Annotated in this window: 20 protein-coding genes; 4 read left to right on the forward strand and 16 right to left on the reverse strand. The window is 46.4% G+C overall.

From position 1 onward, the window contains the following. Positions 1-225 precede the first annotated feature (225 nt). The 8 genes from fusA to fkpA form a co-directional block, all read right to left on the reverse strand. Positions 226-2,322, reverse strand: a complete 2,097-nt coding sequence (fusA, locus tag Q1A70_RS03995) for an elongation factor G (RefSeq protein WP_299687366.1) — start codon at positions 2,320-2,322, stop codon at positions 226-228. Positions 2,323-2,487: 165 nt separating this feature from the next. Next, positions 2,488-2,958 carry a 30S ribosomal protein S7 gene (rpsG, locus tag Q1A70_RS04000; RefSeq protein WP_010435163.1) on the reverse strand — a complete coding sequence of 157 codons (471 nt, stop codon included), beginning with the start codon at positions 2,956-2,958 and terminating at the stop codon, positions 2,488-2,490. A 106-nt stretch (positions 2,959-3,064) separates the two neighbouring features. Further along, positions 3,065-3,439: a 30S ribosomal protein S12 gene (gene rpsL, locus Q1A70_RS04005; RefSeq protein ID WP_004737194.1), complete on the reverse strand. Its 375-nt coding sequence runs from the start codon at positions 3,437-3,439 to the stop codon at positions 3,065-3,067. Between the two features lie 182 nt (positions 3,440-3,621). Beyond that, positions 3,622-3,897, reverse strand: coding sequence for a sulfurtransferase complex subunit TusB (gene tusB / locus Q1A70_RS04010; RefSeq protein WP_299687363.1), 276 nt, complete (start codon positions 3,895-3,897; stop codon positions 3,622-3,624). Between the two features lie 8 nt (positions 3,898-3,905). Then, positions 3,906-4,262, reverse strand: coding sequence for a sulfurtransferase complex subunit TusC (gene tusC / locus Q1A70_RS04015; RefSeq protein ID WP_299687361.1), 357 nt, complete (start codon positions 4,260-4,262; stop codon positions 3,906-3,908). Beyond that, entirely contained in the window at positions 4,259-4,648 is a 390-nt protein-coding gene (gene tusD / locus Q1A70_RS04020) for a sulfurtransferase complex subunit TusD (protein ID WP_299687359.1), read from the reverse strand. The genes tusC and tusD overlap by 4 nt, the downstream gene beginning before the upstream one ends. Further along, entirely contained in the window at positions 4,642-5,367 is a 726-nt protein-coding gene (locus Q1A70_RS04025) for a transcriptional regulator (RefSeq protein WP_299687357.1), read from the reverse strand. Before Q1A70_RS04025 ends, tusD begins: the two co-directional genes overlap by 7 nt. 205 nt (positions 5,368-5,572) lie before the next feature. Beyond that, positions 5,573-6,349 (reverse strand): FKBP-type peptidyl-prolyl cis-trans isomerase, encoded by a 777-nt coding sequence (gene fkpA / locus Q1A70_RS04030; protein ID WP_299687355.1) that lies wholly within the window; start codon positions 6,347-6,349, stop codon positions 5,573-5,575. Between the two features lie 131 nt (positions 6,350-6,480). Between fkpA and Q1A70_RS04035 the strand changes: the two genes are divergently transcribed. Together Q1A70_RS04035 and Q1A70_RS04040 are read left to right on the forward strand one after the other, a co-directional pair. Next, positions 6,481-7,458, forward strand: a complete 978-nt coding sequence (locus Q1A70_RS04035) for a hypothetical protein (RefSeq protein ID WP_299687372.1) — start codon at positions 6,481-6,483, stop codon at positions 7,456-7,458. A 4-nt stretch (positions 7,459-7,462) separates the two neighbouring features. Continuing rightward, complete coding sequence (locus Q1A70_RS04040) at positions 7,463-7,690, forward strand: SlyX family protein (RefSeq protein WP_299687353.1); 228 nt, start codon at positions 7,463-7,465, stop codon at positions 7,688-7,690. Positions 7,691-7,885: 195 nt separating this feature from the next. Here the strand turns inward: Q1A70_RS04040 and Q1A70_RS04045 are convergent, their stop codons facing one another. The 5 genes from Q1A70_RS04045 to kefG form a co-directional block, all read right to left on the reverse strand. After that, complete coding sequence (locus Q1A70_RS04045; RefSeq protein ID WP_299687351.1) at positions 7,886-8,851, reverse strand: isoaspartyl peptidase/L-asparaginase; 966 nt, start codon at positions 8,849-8,851, stop codon at positions 7,886-7,888. Positions 8,852-9,074: 223 nt separating this feature from the next. Then, entirely contained in the window at positions 9,075-9,653 is a 579-nt protein-coding gene (gene slyD, locus Q1A70_RS04050; RefSeq protein ID WP_299687349.1) for a peptidylprolyl isomerase, read from the reverse strand. Between the two features lie 94 nt (positions 9,654-9,747). Then, on the reverse strand, positions 9,748-9,948 hold the full coding sequence (locus tag Q1A70_RS04055; RefSeq protein WP_299687347.1) for a YheV family putative zinc ribbon protein: 201 nt from the start codon (positions 9,946-9,948) through the stop codon (positions 9,748-9,750). A gap of 45 nt (positions 9,949-9,993) precedes the next feature. Beyond that, the gene (kefB, locus tag Q1A70_RS04060; RefSeq protein ID WP_299687345.1) at positions 9,994-11,790 is read right to left on the reverse strand and encodes a glutathione-regulated potassium-efflux system protein KefB; all 1,797 of its coding nucleotides are present in this window, start codon (positions 11,788-11,790) and stop codon (positions 9,994-9,996) included. Continuing rightward, positions 11,774-12,361, reverse strand: a complete 588-nt coding sequence (gene kefG / locus Q1A70_RS04065) for a glutathione-regulated potassium-efflux system ancillary protein KefG (protein ID WP_299687343.1) — start codon at positions 12,359-12,361, stop codon at positions 11,774-11,776. The genes kefB and kefG overlap by 17 nt, the downstream gene beginning before the upstream one ends. A gap of 171 nt (positions 12,362-12,532) precedes the next feature. Between kefG and Q1A70_RS04070 the strand changes: the two genes are divergently transcribed. Then, the gene (locus tag Q1A70_RS04070; RefSeq protein ID WP_299687341.1) at positions 12,533-14,455 is read left to right on the forward strand and encodes an ABC transporter ATP-binding protein; all 1,923 of its coding nucleotides are present in this window, start codon (positions 12,533-12,535) and stop codon (positions 14,453-14,455) included. Continuing rightward, positions 14,452-14,922, forward strand: a complete 471-nt coding sequence (locus tag Q1A70_RS04075; RefSeq protein WP_299687339.1) for a TIGR02444 family protein — start codon at positions 14,452-14,454, stop codon at positions 14,920-14,922. The genes Q1A70_RS04070 and Q1A70_RS04075 overlap by 4 nt, the downstream gene beginning before the upstream one ends. Before the next feature lie 127 nt (positions 14,923-15,049). On the opposite strand, the gene Q1A70_RS04080 is transcribed toward Q1A70_RS04075, so the two are convergent. Genes Q1A70_RS04080 through Q1A70_RS04090 form a run of 3 tightly spaced genes read right to left on the reverse strand, consistent with a single transcriptional unit; the run spans position 15,050 to position 16,840 of the window. Continuing rightward, positions 15,050-15,349 (reverse strand): hypothetical protein, encoded by a 300-nt coding sequence (locus tag Q1A70_RS04080; RefSeq protein ID WP_299687337.1) that lies wholly within the window; start codon positions 15,347-15,349, stop codon positions 15,050-15,052. Positions 15,350-15,399: 50 nt separating this feature from the next. Then, positions 15,400-15,867, reverse strand: a complete 468-nt coding sequence (locus Q1A70_RS04085) for a MarR family winged helix-turn-helix transcriptional regulator (RefSeq protein ID WP_299687335.1) — start codon at positions 15,865-15,867, stop codon at positions 15,400-15,402. Next, on the reverse strand, positions 15,830-16,840 hold the full coding sequence (locus Q1A70_RS04090) for a DUF2955 domain-containing protein (RefSeq protein ID WP_299687332.1): 1,011 nt from the start codon (positions 16,838-16,840) through the stop codon (positions 15,830-15,832). Before Q1A70_RS04090 ends, Q1A70_RS04085 begins: the two co-directional genes overlap by 38 nt. Positions 16,841-16,885 lie beyond the last annotated feature (45 nt).

A 16,885-nucleotide genomic window follows, 5' to 3' on the forward strand; every position in this document is an offset into this window, starting at 1 on the left:
TGTTTTACCGTGGTCAACGTGGCCGATAGTACCAACGTTTACGTGCGGTTTCGTACGTTCAAATTTTTCTTTAGACACAATCGTGTTCCTTCCTAGTTATGATTCGCCACGTTCATTATTGAGCGAGACGCGCCAGAAATTGCTATTTTATGCGCCAACTCTCGTTAGCGCAATATTTGGACGCATTAGATCTTTCAAAAAATGAAAAAAATGCGTTCCTTTTGTTTAACCACGCTCTGCAATGATTGCTTTTGCAACATTGTTAGGCACTTCAGCGTACTCACTAAACTCCATAGAGTAAGAAGCACGACCTTGTGTCGCAGAACGTAAATCAGTTGAGTAACCGAACATGACAGACAACGGAACTTGTGCACGAATTATCTTCAGGCCAGCTGTCCCCTCGTCCATACCTTCGATGATGCCGCGACGACGGTTAATATCGCCAACAACGTCACCCATCCAGTCTTCTGGAGTAGTCACTTCAACTTTCATCATAGGCTCAAGCAGAACTGGTTGCGCTTCAAGTGCACCCGCTCTGAAAGCCATAGAGGCAGCGATTGTAAACGCCATCTCACTTGAATCTGTTTCATGGTAAGAACCATCATATAGTGTAGCTTTGATATCCAGAACTGGATAGCCAGCAAGCACACCATTGTTCATCTGCTCTTCAACGCCTTTAGCAACTGAAGCGATAAACTCTTTCGGTACGATACCATTGGCAATTTCATCCACAAAGACAAAGCCTTCGCCAACTTCTGATGGTTCCAGTTTCAGCCATACATGACCGTACTGACCTTTACCACCATGTTCACGGATAAATTTACCTTCCGCTTTCGCTGTACCACGAATAGTCTCACGGTAAGCCACTTGCGGGTTACCAACGTTGCAGTTCACGCTAAACTCACGCTTCATACGGTCAACGATGATATCTAAGTGTAGTTCACCCATACCAGAAATCAGTGTCTGGCCTGTTTCCGCATCCATATCAACGCGGAATGATGGGTCTTCCGCTGCTAGTTTTCCTAGAGCGATAGTCATTTTGTCTTGATCAGCTTGAGAGCTTGGCTCTACAACGATCTGAATAACTGGGTCTGGGAACTCCATGCGCTCAAGAACAATCTTATGGTTCTGGTCACAAAGGGTTTCACCAGTAGTCACATCTTTAAGGCCAATGATGGCTGCGATGTCACCTGCTCGTACTTCTTTTACTTCTTCACGCTTGTTTGAGTGCATTTGAACAATGCGACCTAGGCGTTCACGTTGTTTCTTCACTGAGTTGTAAGCTGTTTTACCGCTTTCAACCACACCGGAGTAAACACGGATGAAAGTTAAAGTACCAACGAATGGGTCTGTTGCAATCTTGAATGCTAACGCTGAGAACGGTTCTTTGTCGTCTGCGTGACGCTCTGCTTCGTTCTCGTCTTCATCGATGCCCTTAATTGCAGGTACATCGACTGGAGAAGGAAGGAAATCTACCACTGCATCTAGAACAGCTTGTACACCTTTGTTTTTGAATGCACTACCACAAGTCGCCAGTACGATTTCATTATTAAGGGTACGAGTACGAAGACCTTGTTTGATTTCAGCTTCTGTTAGTTCACCTTCTTCAAGGTACTTATCCATCAGCTCTTCATTGGCTTCTGCAGCTGCTTCAACAAGTTCTGTACGATATTCTTCAGCCATTTCTTGCATGTCTGCCGGAATATCTTCGTACGTGAAAGTCATGCCTTGGTCAGCTTCGTTCCAGTTAATTGCCTTCATCTTGATAAGGTCGACAACGCCTTGGAAGTTTTCTTCAGCACCAATGTTCAGTTGAATTGGAACAGGAGTTGCGCCTAGGCGATCCTTGATCTGTTCAACGACGCGCAAAAAGTCTGCGCCGGTACGGTCCATTTTATTAACGAAAACCATACGTGGAACTTGGTACTTATCTGCTTGACGCCATACTGTCTCTGACTGAGGTTCAACACCCGATGAGCCACAGAACACAACAACAGCACCATCAAGTACACGCAAAGAACGTTCTACTTCGATAGTAAAGTCTACGTGTCCAGGAGTGTCGATGATATTGATACGGTGATCCGGGAACTGAGCTTCCATACCACGCCAAAACGTAGTGGTTGCTGCTGAAGTGATCGTAATACCGCGCTCTTGCTCTTGCTCCATCCAGTCCATGGTGGCTGCACCATCGTGAACTTCGCCGATTTTGTGAGAAAGGCCAGTATAGAACAGAATACGTTCACTTGTGGTTGTTTTACCTGCATCTACGTGAGCAACGATACCAATATTACGGTATTGCTCAATAGGAGTTTTACGAGCCACGGTTGAATCCTCTTATTAGAGACTTAGGGACTATTGCTATGTCTAGATGATGCATGGACAGCGACGCTTCGCTAAAAATTGCTTGCCCTAGAAATAGCAATAGTTCCTAGCATAAGCATAGGAACTAAAGAAGTGCTGCAAGGATCCTTGCAGCACTGAAAGGTATTACCAGCGGTAATGTGCGAACGCTTTGTTTGCGTCAGCCATGCGGTGAACGTCTTCACGTTTCTTAACCGCAGTACCTTTGTTCTCAGACGCATCTAGCATTTCAGCAGCTAGGCGTTGAGCCATAGATTTTTCACCACGCTTACGCGCAGCTTCAACTACCCAACGCATAGCAAGAGCGTTACGGCGAACCGGACGAACTTCTACAGGTACTTGGTAAGTTGAACCACCCACACGGCGAGATTTAACTTCTACCGCTGGACGAACATTTTCAAGAGCTTCTTCAAATACAGCTAAGTGGTCTTTACCAGACTTCTCAGCCATTGAATCTAGTGCAGTGTAAACAATTTTCTCTGCAGTAGATTTCTTTCCGTCAACCATAAGGATGTTAACGAATTTTGCCAGCAATTCAGATTTGAACTTAGGATCTGGAAGGATCTTACGCTGACCTATTACGCGACGACGTGGCATGGATATTCTCCGTTGTCTTCTTCAGGTTTTTTCCAAAACTTTTCAGAATAATAAATAAAATAGTGTTTGGCCTTACTTAACGCTTTCTTTTAAAAAAGAAAATGCATTAAGACTTAGGACGTTTCACACCGTACTTAGAACGACCTTGTTTACGGTCGTTAACGCCAGCACAGTCAAGCGCGCCGCGAACAGTGTGGTAACGTACACCCGGAAGGTCTTTTACACGACCGCCACGGATTAGTACAACACTGTGCTCTTGAAGGTTGTGACCTTCACCACCGATGTACGAAGTTACTTCGAAACCGTTGGTTAGACGTACACGACATACTTTACGTAGTGCCGAGTTAGGTTTTTTAGGTGTAGTAGTGTAAACACGAGTACATACACCACGTTTTTGTGGGCACGCTTCTAGTGCAGGCACGTTGCTTTTAACAACTTGCTTTACACGAGGCTTGCGAACCAACTGGTTAATAGTTGCCATTAACTAGCTCCTGAAATTTACTTGAAAGTAAGCTTTGTGAAAAATCTATCCCTAGTTACAAGTCGTAATTAGGGACGCAAAATTCTATTCAGCAGTGGGATGTGTGTCAAGAAATATACAGATTTTTTTTAGCCATCCAGAGCTCAGGATGGTCTAAGTCTGGTTGTTGCGATAAAAGCCAACTACCAAGTCACTGATTTATCGTTTAAAATCGTTAATTTCACAAACCCTTCATAGTCTACCTGAGTCAGCGAACTTGAAACGAGCTGTTGTAAACCTCGGCTCTCCAGATCAGGTTTCAGTACCGATACGCGTCCGACCGATGAAATTTGAGCAAATAATTGATGATTTGGAAGGCAAACATACACGGAATCTTCAACCAAAAGGAAATCATCTTCTGGCTGTGAGTAAGCGAGTGCGAGTTTGAGTTTGTCGGCAGTCTTTACAATGTGAAGCATATCATTTCCTAGAAGGTCAGTATCTGATGGCTCTCGGCTAACTTCAGGGCTAGCTCATCAACCTCTATGGTGGTCACATCGATCAGCAGGTTATCTTGCGAAAGGCCAAATTGATTCAGGCTATGCTGACACGCGTATACCTGCTCAATATCGTACAGTTCCATCAGCTTAAATGCAGTGATGTAGTCTCGTGATAGCACTTTGTCGGGCTGCTGCGCTTCTAGGAGTTGCGTTACGCCATTACCAATGAAGAACACAGCGATATCTTCGCTATAGGCAGAGGCCGCTAGCAGGGCGTCTAGTCCTTCTCTGCCAGCTGCGGTGGTGTGAGGAAAACTATTAAATATGAAGGCTAATTTTCTCAAAATTGCACCACCCTATCTTGCGTTAAGAGGGCTTCCGATAGGCTACCTAACCCAGCTTGGGTGAAACCAGCCGCTAGGTTAGAGGCGCTTAGTTGATGTTGCCTTGCTTCTTCAGAGCTAATCACTCCACGTCTTAACGCGGCAGCCACGCACGTTTCAAGGCTAATACCTTGCTCATCCGCCAGCTTTTGCCAAGCAGAGGCCAAGTCAAATTCATCGTTAGCGGGCACGGTAAGATCTGAGCCATTACTGACGCCGTCTTGATAGAAAAATACACTATGAAGTTTATGGCCCTGTTTGATCAGAGCCTCAGCAAACAAATAGGCACTTCTCGCTGATTGTGAGCCATAAACAGGCCCATTGACTATGAGTGTATAGCTTAGCAAGCCTCGCCATCCTCTGTTTTACGTTGGCGGATATACAAATACACGGTGTGCTTAGAGATGTTCAGTCGCTCAGCAACACGGTTAATTGCATCTTTGATATCGAAAATACCTTTATCGTAAAGCTCCATCACAATTTGACGGTTCTTGGTATTGTTTGATACTGACTTGTCTGCATTGATTTCTTCAATGGTGCGCTCAACCGTTTGGTCAACAAGCTCTTCAACATCGCTGGCAAAGTTAACCGATGAAGCCGCTTCGTCCGCATCTTGGGTAGGCATGAAAGATTGCAGCACTTGTGAGAATGGCGCATCTAGGTTGACGTTAATACACAGCAGGCCGATCACTCTGTCATCACCATTGCGGATAGCCACAGTGATCGATTTCATTAACACGCCACCTTTCGCTCGCGTGAAATATGAACGTGAGAAATTGCGCTTAGAACCTTCGATGTCTTTGAGCATCTTCAGTGCAAGGTCGGTGATAGGAGAGCCAACCTGACGACCGGTGTTCTCACCATTAGCAATTTTAATCGCCGAGGTATTTAGGTCTTCTAACGAGTGCAATACGATTTCACAAAACGGCCCAATCAGGCTTGCAATGCCATCTACCACCGCTTCATACGATCTTAAAATAATTTTATCGTGTTCACTGAATGGCATAACGTGGACTGATTCCATTTCAAGTAACACATCTGCATTGACTGTTTCTGTAGTAGTCACTTATTCCTTACCTTCGTGTGAAAAATCAACAAATTTATGTAAGTTTATCAGAAAATTTTAATTGCACACCTAGCTAACATTGCAACTAGTGATTTAGAACAAGTTTAAAAATCAAATACTCACCTTCAAATCATAAAAAAGCCTAACTCAAAGGTTAGGCTTTTTATTCAATCCAGGTATTTTAGTACGAAGCTGTTAATCGATATTACTGTGCAAGAGCCGCTTCAGCGTTATCGATGTTTAGTAATTCAACTTCGAATACTAGCGTTGAGTTAGCAGGAATAGTCGGTGTGTCTTGCTCACCGTATGCTAGCTCTGGCGGGATTACGAACTTGTACTTAGAACCCACTTGCATCAGTTGTACGCCTTCCGTCCAGCCTGGAATCACACGGTTTAGTGGGAATGTTGCAGGCTCTCCACGATCGTAAGAGCTGTCGAACTGAGTACCGTCTGTTAGTGTGCCTTTGTAGTGAACTTGAACCGTATCTGTCTCTTTTGGAGAAGCGCCTTCACCCGCCGTCATCACTTGGTAAAGTAGCCCCGAATCCGTTTGCTCTACGCCTTCTGTTTTCGCGAACTCAGCGCGGAAGTCATCACCCGCTTGCTTAGTCTCAGCCGACTTTTCTGCCGCTTGAGCTTGCATATTTTCAGCAACACGCTTGTCTAGCGATTCAAGAGCAGCGCGAGTTTCTTCTTCGTTAAGCGCGGTTTTTTCTGCGAATACGTCTTCAATACCTTGAAGAACCATATCTTTGTCTAGGTTAATACCAATTTCACTTGGTTTATCAATACTTGTGCTCAGGTAGTTAGCGAAAGATACACCGATTGCGTATGCCGCTTTGTCGTCTTCTGTTTTAAAGTTTACTGCTTCGACTTTAACTTCTTCTACTTGTGGAGCTTCTGCCTTTGGTTCTTCTTTCTGACAACCAACTGCTAGCATAACCGTTGCGGCAAGCAGTGATACTTTTAAAACTGATTTCATTGAATTCTCCAATTAATGGCCAAGCCATTGGTTATTGTGCACAAATCTAATGATTAGATTGGTGTGAATACGTTAGTTATAACAATATACTCGTCTTATGTCTTTCGACACAAACTGGATTATTAGATGTGATGCGTATATTTTTCCACTCATTGCTATGGGCAATTGTCATCACCCTGTTAAATGGGTGCTTTTTCTTCCAAGATGACGCACAACGCTGGGATATTGAACCCGATGGTGCCACCAGCTTTGCCCTGAGCCGAGATGGACGCTTCGCCCTGCTCTATTCCCAACAAAAGCACTTACTCCTTTGGGACTTAGATCAAAACAAGGAATTGGCTCAACTCGGCCCTCAAGATCAGTCTGCCAGCCAAGTTTCACGGATTCGCATATCGGACAATGGCCGTTTCGCCATTACCGCCAGCCAGATGAACTTCGCCGTTTGGGACTTATCTTGGAGCCAAGCACAAGGACTTTGGTCGATTTCCGATGGTTTGATTCGCGATGTCGATATCTCTAGCAATGGCGAAAAAGTACTGCTCGGTCTATCAAATGGCAAAGCCATCTATGTGGACTTAGTCACCGGACGCCGTTTAGAGTTCCTCGCTCACCGAGAAAAAGTGAATTCAGTGTCCCTCTCTTCCAATGGTCGATATGCGTTATCAGGCGGTAACGACTACAAAGCCTACCTTTGGGATACCGAATCAGGGTTAGTCGTGCACACTTTTGAACATCAACAAAGAGTAGTACGTGTAGCCCTGCAACGCGATGGTGAGCTGGCTTTCACTTCTGATGGCGGCAATCAAGCCGTAATTTGGGATCTCAAAACGGGACAGCCTCAAGCCGAGCTACAAAGCTGGTCGCGACAGCTGATATTCTCCAGCGCTCGTTTTTCTGACGACGGCAGTATGCTGGTGACGGGTACGCCATCAAGCCAAGTGAGTGTGTGGAATACTCAAGATGGAAAACGAGTTTCTCGTCACGATGCTGAGCCATTAAAAGATGCTCGCCCTCCCCGTGCGGTAGTGTATGATGCAGCCTTTGATGATAACAACCGTGTGATATCGGGCACCTCTGCGGGCATCGCCCAAGCTTGGAATGTGGATTAGAACGATGACAGAAAAGCGAATTGAACAACTAGAAAGCCGTGTGAATGACCTAGAATGTCAGTTGGCTTTCCAAGAACAAACCATTGAAGAACTCAACGAAGCGCTTAGCCAACAACAGATATTGATTACGAGAATGCAAGATCAGATGAAGTTCGTGGTGGGTAAAGTAAAAAATATAGACGGCTCTAACCTAGCTGACGCATCAGAAGAGACGCCACCTCCACACTATTAAGTGCGGCTCAAAATAACGAATGGATTCTAGCGATGCATATCGTTAGTTTCTCGTCCTCAATGTGTAAACACATTTCAGGATGGGACATAGAAAACCAAAAGGGCAACCGATAGTTATCTGTCGCCCTTTTGTATATTTCATCTGAGTGAATAAGCTAAAGTCAATTAAGCCGATACACAATTTACATTACAGGCTCTAATCATCAGCATAGATCTTCACTTCTACTTGCCCTTCCGTATCAACGCTTGCACGGTACATTCCAGAGCTATTCATCGCGAAATGAATATCGCCTTGACCATCCATAGCAATAAGTCCGCCTTCGCCGCCCATGGCTTTCAGTTCACCTTGGATGATAGCTTCGCAAGCGGTATGAACATCTTCTTTCAAATAACGCATTCGCGCTGCGACATCACCAGCGACCATTTTACGTAGGAAGAACTCGCCCATACCCGTTGTCGAAACCGCCACGTTGCCATTTTCAGCCATGGTTCCGGCGCCAATGATCGGTGAGTCCCCCACACGGCCGTATTTCTTGTTGGTTACGCCGCCGGTACTGGTTGCGGCCGCTAAGTTACCCGCTTGATCTAATGCCACCGCGCCAACCGTGCCGTACTTTTTATCGTCAGGATATTTTGGGGCTTGCTGTTCATCATATTTCGCTTCAGACAACGCAAAGATACCTTTCTCTTTCATCGACTGAAGTTGGTCATAGCGGCGCTCCGTAAAAAAGTAATCTTGCTCGGTAAAGGGGTATTCATGCTCGAAGGCAAACTTCTCAGCACCATCGCCTATCAATAGTACATGCTCGCTTTTCAGCATCACATCTCGTGCAAGCTCAATAGGATTTTTGATATGACGAATCCCAGCGATCGCCCCTGCATCCATATCACGACCGTGCATCACAGAAGCATCCATCTCCACAAACTCATCATGAGTCAGAACCGAGCCTTTACCTGCATTAAAATGGGGACTGTCTTCCATCACCTTGACTGACGCCACCACCGCGTCCAGAGCATCGCCCCCCGCCTGCAGAACTTGGTAACCCGCTAACACCGACTTTTCCAAAGCCTCGGTAATGCCCATTTTTAATTCATCGCTCATTTGCGCTCGCAAGATGGTCCCTGCGCCACCATGAATGGCAATTGAAAAAGGCTGCGACATGCGAACTCCCCACTGACATCGTCTTAACATAGAGTGTTATCAATACCACATCCATCGTTTGATGTCTGAAAACACAAACCAAACTTTTGCGAAGACTTAACCCGAATGAGTAAATATTTAGCTCGGTCGAGTAAAAGTCCGATCAAAAAACACCTGCCTAATACGAAAAAAGCCTCCGCAAGGGAGGCTTTCAATATTCTTAAACTATACCATACATTCGGTATTAGTGAGAACCACAGCTACCGCCGCCGCAGCAGCCGTCTTTTTTCTCTTCGCCGTGACCTTCACCGCCACAACAGCCGCCTTCATGATCATGATCGTGACCACCACAGCCACCTTCTTGGTGTACATGACCGTGTTGCACTTCTTCTTCAGTCGCTTCACGAACCGCTACGACTTCAACGTCAAACGTTAGAGTTTGGCCAGCCAGCATGTGGTTACCATCAACAACAACTTCGTCGCCATCGACTTCCGTTACTTCTACTGGGATTGGACCTTGGTCAGTATCCGCTAGGAAGCGCATGCCCACTTCAATTTGCTCAACACCTTGGAATACGTCAGCAGGAACACGTTGCACAAGTGCGTCGTTGTGCTCGCCGTAAGCATCTTCTGCAGTAACTGTTGCAGAGAACTTGTCACCAGCGACTTTGCCTTCAAGCTCTTTTTCAAGACCTGTAATTAGGTTGTTGTGACCGTGAAGGTAATCTAGTGGAGCTTCTGTCGTTGACTGGTCAACGACTACGCCATCTTCAAGTTTCACTTGATATGCAACACTAACTACTACGTTCTTTTCAATTTTCATGAGAGCTCCAAGGAGGTTTGGACTAAGCTCGAACAGTTGAGCTTAGGAAAAATTCTGTACCCGGATATTATGGGGATCAATTAAAGAAACTCAATCATTCAGGCTTAAAAATACCGATCATTTCTTGATTCGCATGTTCAGATTTCTCTACAGTTTTCGGTTTACGCTGCTCTGAGAAATCGCAATCGACACATTCTACAAGCTCGATATTATTCTCGACCCACCAACGGAGGGTGTCTTGAGTACTGCAACTTGGGCAGTTTGCCCCTGCGATAAAGCGTTTTTTCTGTTTCACTTTTCTATCCTTTACAACTCTGGATTCATCGTTATGGTGCACGGGCTATTGCCAATAGTTTCGCGATTGGTGATCGTTTTCCATCTCTCGGCCAAAAATCTCTTCGAGCTCTTTGCGGGCTTCTTTTGCTCTTTGAGCCAATTCCGCATCTTCATTGTGCTGAGGAAGCAACTCTTTCAACATCCCGTTATCCAACTTCCTAAAATGCGCTTCTGCTCGCTTTGCCTTATATGGGTGCATACCCAGTTCGGTTAAGGTTTGACGACCTAAATCCAACGCCCCTAAGAAGGTCTCTCGAGAATAGTTGCTCACACCGTGGTTAATCAGTTGATACGCCTCAACACGACTTCGAGCGCGCGCTAAGATCTTTAAGCGAGGGAAGTGTTGCTTACATAAATCGACGGTTTTCATGATTTCGTCTGGGGAGTCGGTACACAACACGATCGCCTCAGCCTTATCGGCACCAGCGGCACGTAACAGCTCTAGATGAGTCGAGTCCCCGTAAAAGACCTTATAGCCAAACTTTCTTAGAATATGTATCTGGCTAGCATCGCTTTCAAGCACGGTGATACGGATCTTATTGGCATACATTAAGCGGCCAATGATCTGGCCGAAACGACCAAAACCCGCAATGATCACGCGAGGGCTGCGATCGACCACATCCGAAGACATTGCACTTTCACTTATCTGGTTCAGCTGACGGGCAAAATATCGGTCTTGCAACTTAAGCATCAATGGCGTAGTCACCATCGAAAGGCTCACCACCACCAGCAAGAACGACACTTGGTCACCACTTAAGATGCCTTGGGCACTCGCCGCAGTGAAAATAACAAAAGCAAATTCCCCCCCTTGGCTAAGAATCATCGCCATACGGCTACGTGCTTTTTCCTGTGTTCCAAAGATTCGAGCAAGGGTATACAGGATGAAACCTTTCAAAACCACAAGTGCCAATACCGTCATCAATATCGCGAATGGGCTTTCAGCGAGTAAGCCTAAGTTCACCGCCATGCCGACCGAGATAAAGAACAGACCAAGTAATAACCCTTTAAATGGCTCAATGGCAATTTCCAACTCGTGTCGATATTCACTTTCAGCTAAAAGCACACCGGCTAAGAAAGTACCCAATGCCATCGACAAGCCAATCTGCTGCATGACCACAGCAATACCAATCACCAGTAACAAGGCGGCGACAGTAAACAGCTCTCGTACGCCACTCATGACGACGTAACGAAATAGAGGTCTCAATAAAAAGTGACCACCGATCAGCAAACCAATCACGCCGCCTAGCATCCACATCATGTCTGCCCAGCTACCACCAGTATTACCAGCCAGCAGAGGCAACATAGCCAGCATTGGAATGACCGCTATATCTTGAAAAAGTAACACCGCAAAGCCTGATTGCCCCGCTTCTTTCCCCCCGAGTTCGCGCTCCTCTATCACGCGCAGTGCAATCGCGGTGGAAGACAACGCCAACCCCATGCCAATCACGAGGCTGGTTTGCCAGCTTAATCCAAACAGGCTGGCTATGGCGGTGATGATCAAGGTGGTGATCAGCACTTGCGCGCCACCCAACCCGAGAATAGGCGCTCTCATCTGCCATAGCGTTTTAGGGTTAAGCTCTAAACCAATCAGAAACAGTAGCAGCACCACACCAAACTCAGAGAAGTGCAAAATGGCTTCGACATCACTGATTAAACCCAGCCCCCATGGGCCAATCGCAACTCCGGCTAATAAGTATCCGAGAACCGAACCCAATCCGGCGCGCTGCGCGATAGGCACAGCAACCACCGCAGCCGCTAAAAATATTACGCCACTTTGCAAAAAATCATTCGTCAGAGCCATCGGTCGCTCCTATCTCTTGTAGCGGGTCTCGTAACCAATTTCGATAGGCCTCAGCATGCTGGTTGCGCGTCATCTCCGGCACGTTGCGGGCCCAGTGCAGAACCAAGGGTGATATCCAGTTCATCTGACACAACGCAGCGGTCAGCTCGAAGGGTTGCAAGATCTCTTGTAATGGATATTTATTATAGCCTGCGGCACCAAACGCCTCTTCTTTGCCACCGGTCGTGATCACGCTGCGCCAGTGCTTGCCTTTGAGTGCACTTTGCTCACCAAACGCAAACCCCTTACCGAGCACACGATCAAACCACTCCTTCAATAGCGAAGGGCAGGAATACATAAACAGAGGGTGTTGAAACACAATCACGTCGTACTGCAGCAGCAATTCATGCTCATAAGGCACATCGATAAAGAAATCTGGGTAGATGGCGTAGAGATCATGAATTTTGACATGACCGAGCGACTCTATCTTCTTAATCATCATTTGATTAGCAATAGAGGTTTGCGGCTCTGGGTGTGCGTAGATGATCAACACCTTTGGCACGACTTTATCTGTCGAGGGGCTATTACTCATTCCTTTGAAACATTCCTTTAAGAGCTAAACGGTGGCAATACCACAATATTTTAAGTAAAAGTTATTAGTATGTTACTGGCATAATAACGCAAATTGCATTGTGATCGACTTTTATCTGGTTTCAGCCTACTATGCAGGCGTCCGTTCACCTCTAATTCCTATGCTACTTCTATGATTACTTTCTCTGATATTCAATTGCTACGCGGTGGTAAGCCACTTCTCGACCAAGCATCTGCGATTTTCCACCCGGGCGACAAGATCGGTTTGGTTGGTAAAAACGGCTGTGGTAAATCGACACTGTTCGCCTTAATCAAGGACGAACTGTCTATCGATGCCGGCTCATTCAGTAAGCCAGCCCATTGGGAGATGGCTTGGGTGGCGCAAGAAACACCGGCCTTAGAAAGAACGGCGATTGAATACGTGATCGATGGCGACCGTGAATACCGTGGCCTTGAAGATCAGCTTGCGAAAGCGGAACACGCCGACAACGGCACGCTCGTCGCGGAGATCCACGGCAAGATTGAAACTATTGGTGGCTATAGCATCAAAGCACGCGCTGCCGAGTTACTGGACGGTCTTGGCTTTAGCCAAGAGCAAATGACCTGGAACCTGACTCAGTTTTCAGGTGGTTGGCGTATGCGTTTGAACTTAGCGCAAGCCCTGCTGTGCCGCAGTGATCTGCTGCTGCTCGATGAGCCAACCAACCACTTAGATTTAGACGCAGTCATGTGGCTAGAGCGTTGGTTACAAAGCTACCCGGGTACGCTGGTGCTTATCTCGCACGATAGAGACTTCTTAGACCCGATCGTCAACCGCATCGTGCACGTTGAAAACCAACAGCTCAACGAATACACCGGCAACTACTCATCGTTCGAAACCCAGCGAGCGCAAAAGCTGATCCTGCAACAAGCGATGTACCAGAAGCAGCAGAAACAGATGTCTCACATGCAGAGCTACATTGACCGTTTCCGTTACAAAGCTTCAAAGGCACGCCAAGCGCAGAGTCGTATTAAAGCATTAGAGAAAATGGAGCAAGTGCTGCCCGCTCAGTTTGATAACCCATTCAGCTTTGAGTTTAGAGAGCCAGACGCACTACCCAACCCAATCATGATGATGGACGAAGTCTCAGCAGGCTACGATAACAACTTGATTCTAGAGAAGATTCGCTTGAACCTAGTGCCAGGCAGTCGTATTGGTCTGCTTGGTCGAAATGGTGCGGGTAAATCAACGCTGATTAAACTGCTTTCTGGCGAACTGAAACAGCAAGGTGGTGAGCTGAGCTATTCGCAAGGCGTTAGGATTGGTTACTTTGCGCAGCACCAATTAGAAACCCTGCACCCAGAAGAGACACCATTGCAGCACATGATGCAGATCGCCCCTAAACACACCGAGCAACAGCTGCGTGATTACTTAGGTAGCTTTGGCTTCCAAGGCGAGAAAGCACTCGATAAAGTGGCACCGTTCTCGGGTGGAGAAAAGGCACGCTTGGTATTGGCGCTACTGGTCTGGCAAAAACCAAACCTGTTGCTGCTCGATGAACCAACCAACCACTTGGATCTCGACATGCGTCAGGCGCTGACTTTTGCATTACAGACGTTTGAAGGTGCGATGGTTATCGTATCGCACGACCGTTATCTGCTTCGTGCAACCACCGATGATTTATATCTGGTTCACGACCGCCAAGTGGCACCGTTTGATGGTGATCTAAGCGATTACTATAAGTGGCTCACCGAGCAACAGAAAATTGAGCGCAAAGAAGCCCAAGCATTAGCACCAGCTAAAGACAGTGCCAACAGTGCGGCTGCGAAAAAAGAGCAGAAACGTAAAGAAGCGGAATTTCGTAAGCAGACCGCCCCTATCCGTAAAAAGCTCACTCAATTTGAAAAGCAGATGGATAAATTAACGCTAGCTCTGGAAGAAGCCGAGCAAGAATTATCTGATACTTCACTGTATGAAGCTGAAAATAAGGCTAAACTGAATAAAGTACTCGCGCTACAGGCAAGCAGTAAGTCACAGCTAGAAGAAGTCGAAATGGATTGGATGTCCACTCAAGAAAAACTTGAGCAGATGGAACAGGATATGGATAGCTTATGAGCCTAGAGCACGCCCCAACATCACTCACACTGGAACAACTATGGCAATTTAGCCTTCAGTACTACAGTGTGCGCGGTGTAAAGGACGCGTGCTTAGCGTTGCAAAACCAGCATCACGGCAACGTTAACCTACTGCTGCTGCTCAAATGGCTTGATGAGCAGCAATTGTCTTTTGCCGAGCAAGAATGGCACAAAGTACAGCAGTGCTTAACCCGCTCCGAGAATTTGCTTCATAACTATCGCGAGCTGCGTAAACACCTCAAAACGCACGTCTCGGACTCACTATATCGCGAAGCCTTACAGTTCGAATTGCAGCTTGAGAAGCAACAGCAAGCCGACCTCGTTGATTGTATTAATTCGTTAGCACTTGTCACTAATCAACACTCACCACTGGCGCTGCAATATTGCCGCTTATTAGGAGCTGAAAACCTCTATCACGCATTTTCTGAACCCGCCCCACAACCCTAGCCCATTTCCTTTCCCTTTTATTCAATCAAGACCCAAGCTTGTCTGATCGGTATCGATGTATACGGCATAGCGGTGACATACTATCGGTAGAACATGCCACTCGTACAACAGCTAAGGGCTATTCGCTTCAACTGAAAACTTGAGAACCCTTGAATGTTGCGGCTTGTTCTTTGGTCTTCCACTCTTTCTTTTCCGCGTTATAACCTCGAGTTGTCAGCTTAAGATTACCGTCAGATTCAAATAGAAAGCTAAACGACAAAGAACCGAGCTTTGATCGCAGTGGATACGGGATATAACAAGCTGAATACCATGTACCAGCGAACCGTTCGGCATCAAAATCAGAGGCGGGGATTTTAGACGTGGGTTTACTGCCACGCAACGTAAACAACAACTTAATCATTAGCATCGCTAATATTTTGTATGTCATGTCACTTACTCTTTATTCGATGGTTATTGGATCCACACCTCGACCGCACATTAGTCGATGAATTGGTCTGTCTTTACAAGCTTAGCCAACAAGGTCTGTAGCTGCTTGGATTCGTCTTCACTCAACGCGCTCTGAAACTGCGCGCTGATGCTATCGACCATAGGCTCACAATATGCGGCAAGCTTCTTGCCACCTTCTGTTAAAGAGAGCAATTTTATCTTTTTGTTCGTTTCACTCTTGCTGGCCTCGATCAGGTTCAGCTTAATCGCGTTATCAACCAAACGCTTGGTCACAGAGCGATTTCGAAGCAAGTAATTGGTTAACTCTTGCTGAGTGATTTTGCCATGCTTGTCTAACACTCGAAGCGCACCAAACATCTCTAAAGAAATGCCCGAAGTGGCGCCCATCTCAGCGGCGATTTGAGCTCGAAATTGTTTGTAAGCAAAACCCATTAAGAACATAGGATTGCTGTCGAGAGCATCAATTCCGGTGATGGGTAATGCTGGTTGATTTTCCATATATAATTCCTTGGCAGACCACTAATAATGCCAACACGATGGACATTAACTCTGCACGAAAGTAAGTATCTTGCAAACCAAGATCGGTTGCTGAAACATAGAGTTGCAATGGTAGCATAGTTCCTAACATCGCTTCAGTATGCATACCTCGCACACCGCCACGACTGCCGCTTATCCAAATCGCTATCATGGTCACCAAGCTTGTGACTCCAATGATATACACCCAATTATAGGAGTGCTGCCCAGCTAACAAGGTGACGAAGACCAACGCCAATGCGCAACCACCAACATGAGCTTGTAAACAATTTTTCACTACCATTTGATAGTTCATGCGTTCACTTTGTGCTGCCGCAATGATCACTGGCATCATACAGAACGTCGCGGCGATCAAATCGACCATCATCAAGAATGCTAAACCAACTCCGAGCATGACCACATATATCACTCGCTGTTGGTACGTCACTGGTACGCTTTGCATTGGCGGCGACATCGCTTTGGGCGGCTTCAAGAACAGCATCACAAATCTCACCACAACCATGGTCGTCACCATGCTAACGGCCATATCGCGAACCCAGTCAGTCATCAGCATTGGGCCATGTTGTGCAAACACAATCACCAAAAACCAGTTGAGCAATGGGATGTAAATTTTCCCAAGTTTTGCCGGCGTGTCGGCCCACCTTCTTGCTAAATCAAATATCCATAAACTGATCACCCAAACCACTGCCGGGTGTGAGGCAAATAACTGATCGACAAATAGAGCCACACAAGCGACACCCAAGATAGGGAGAAACGCTTTGAGCATACCTCGCACTGAGTAGTCGTTAACCTTGGTCGCTGCCATCACAGGATAAAGAGCGAGGTACGCCGCAACACCTAGCTGTAGCCAAAGTTGAGCCAACATACCCAAAGACACGATAGCGCTGATCCAAGCTACTTCAGACCAGTTAATCGGGCCTCGAACTTCGTTATTCATAATCTGCCTCTTAGGTCGTGAATCGTTATTTCGTCAGTGGATGGT

It is taken from the genome of uncultured Vibrio sp. (genome assembly GCF_947488985.1).
In the GTDB taxonomy this organism is placed as follows: Bacteria; Pseudomonadota; Gammaproteobacteria; order Enterobacterales; family Vibrionaceae; genus Vibrio.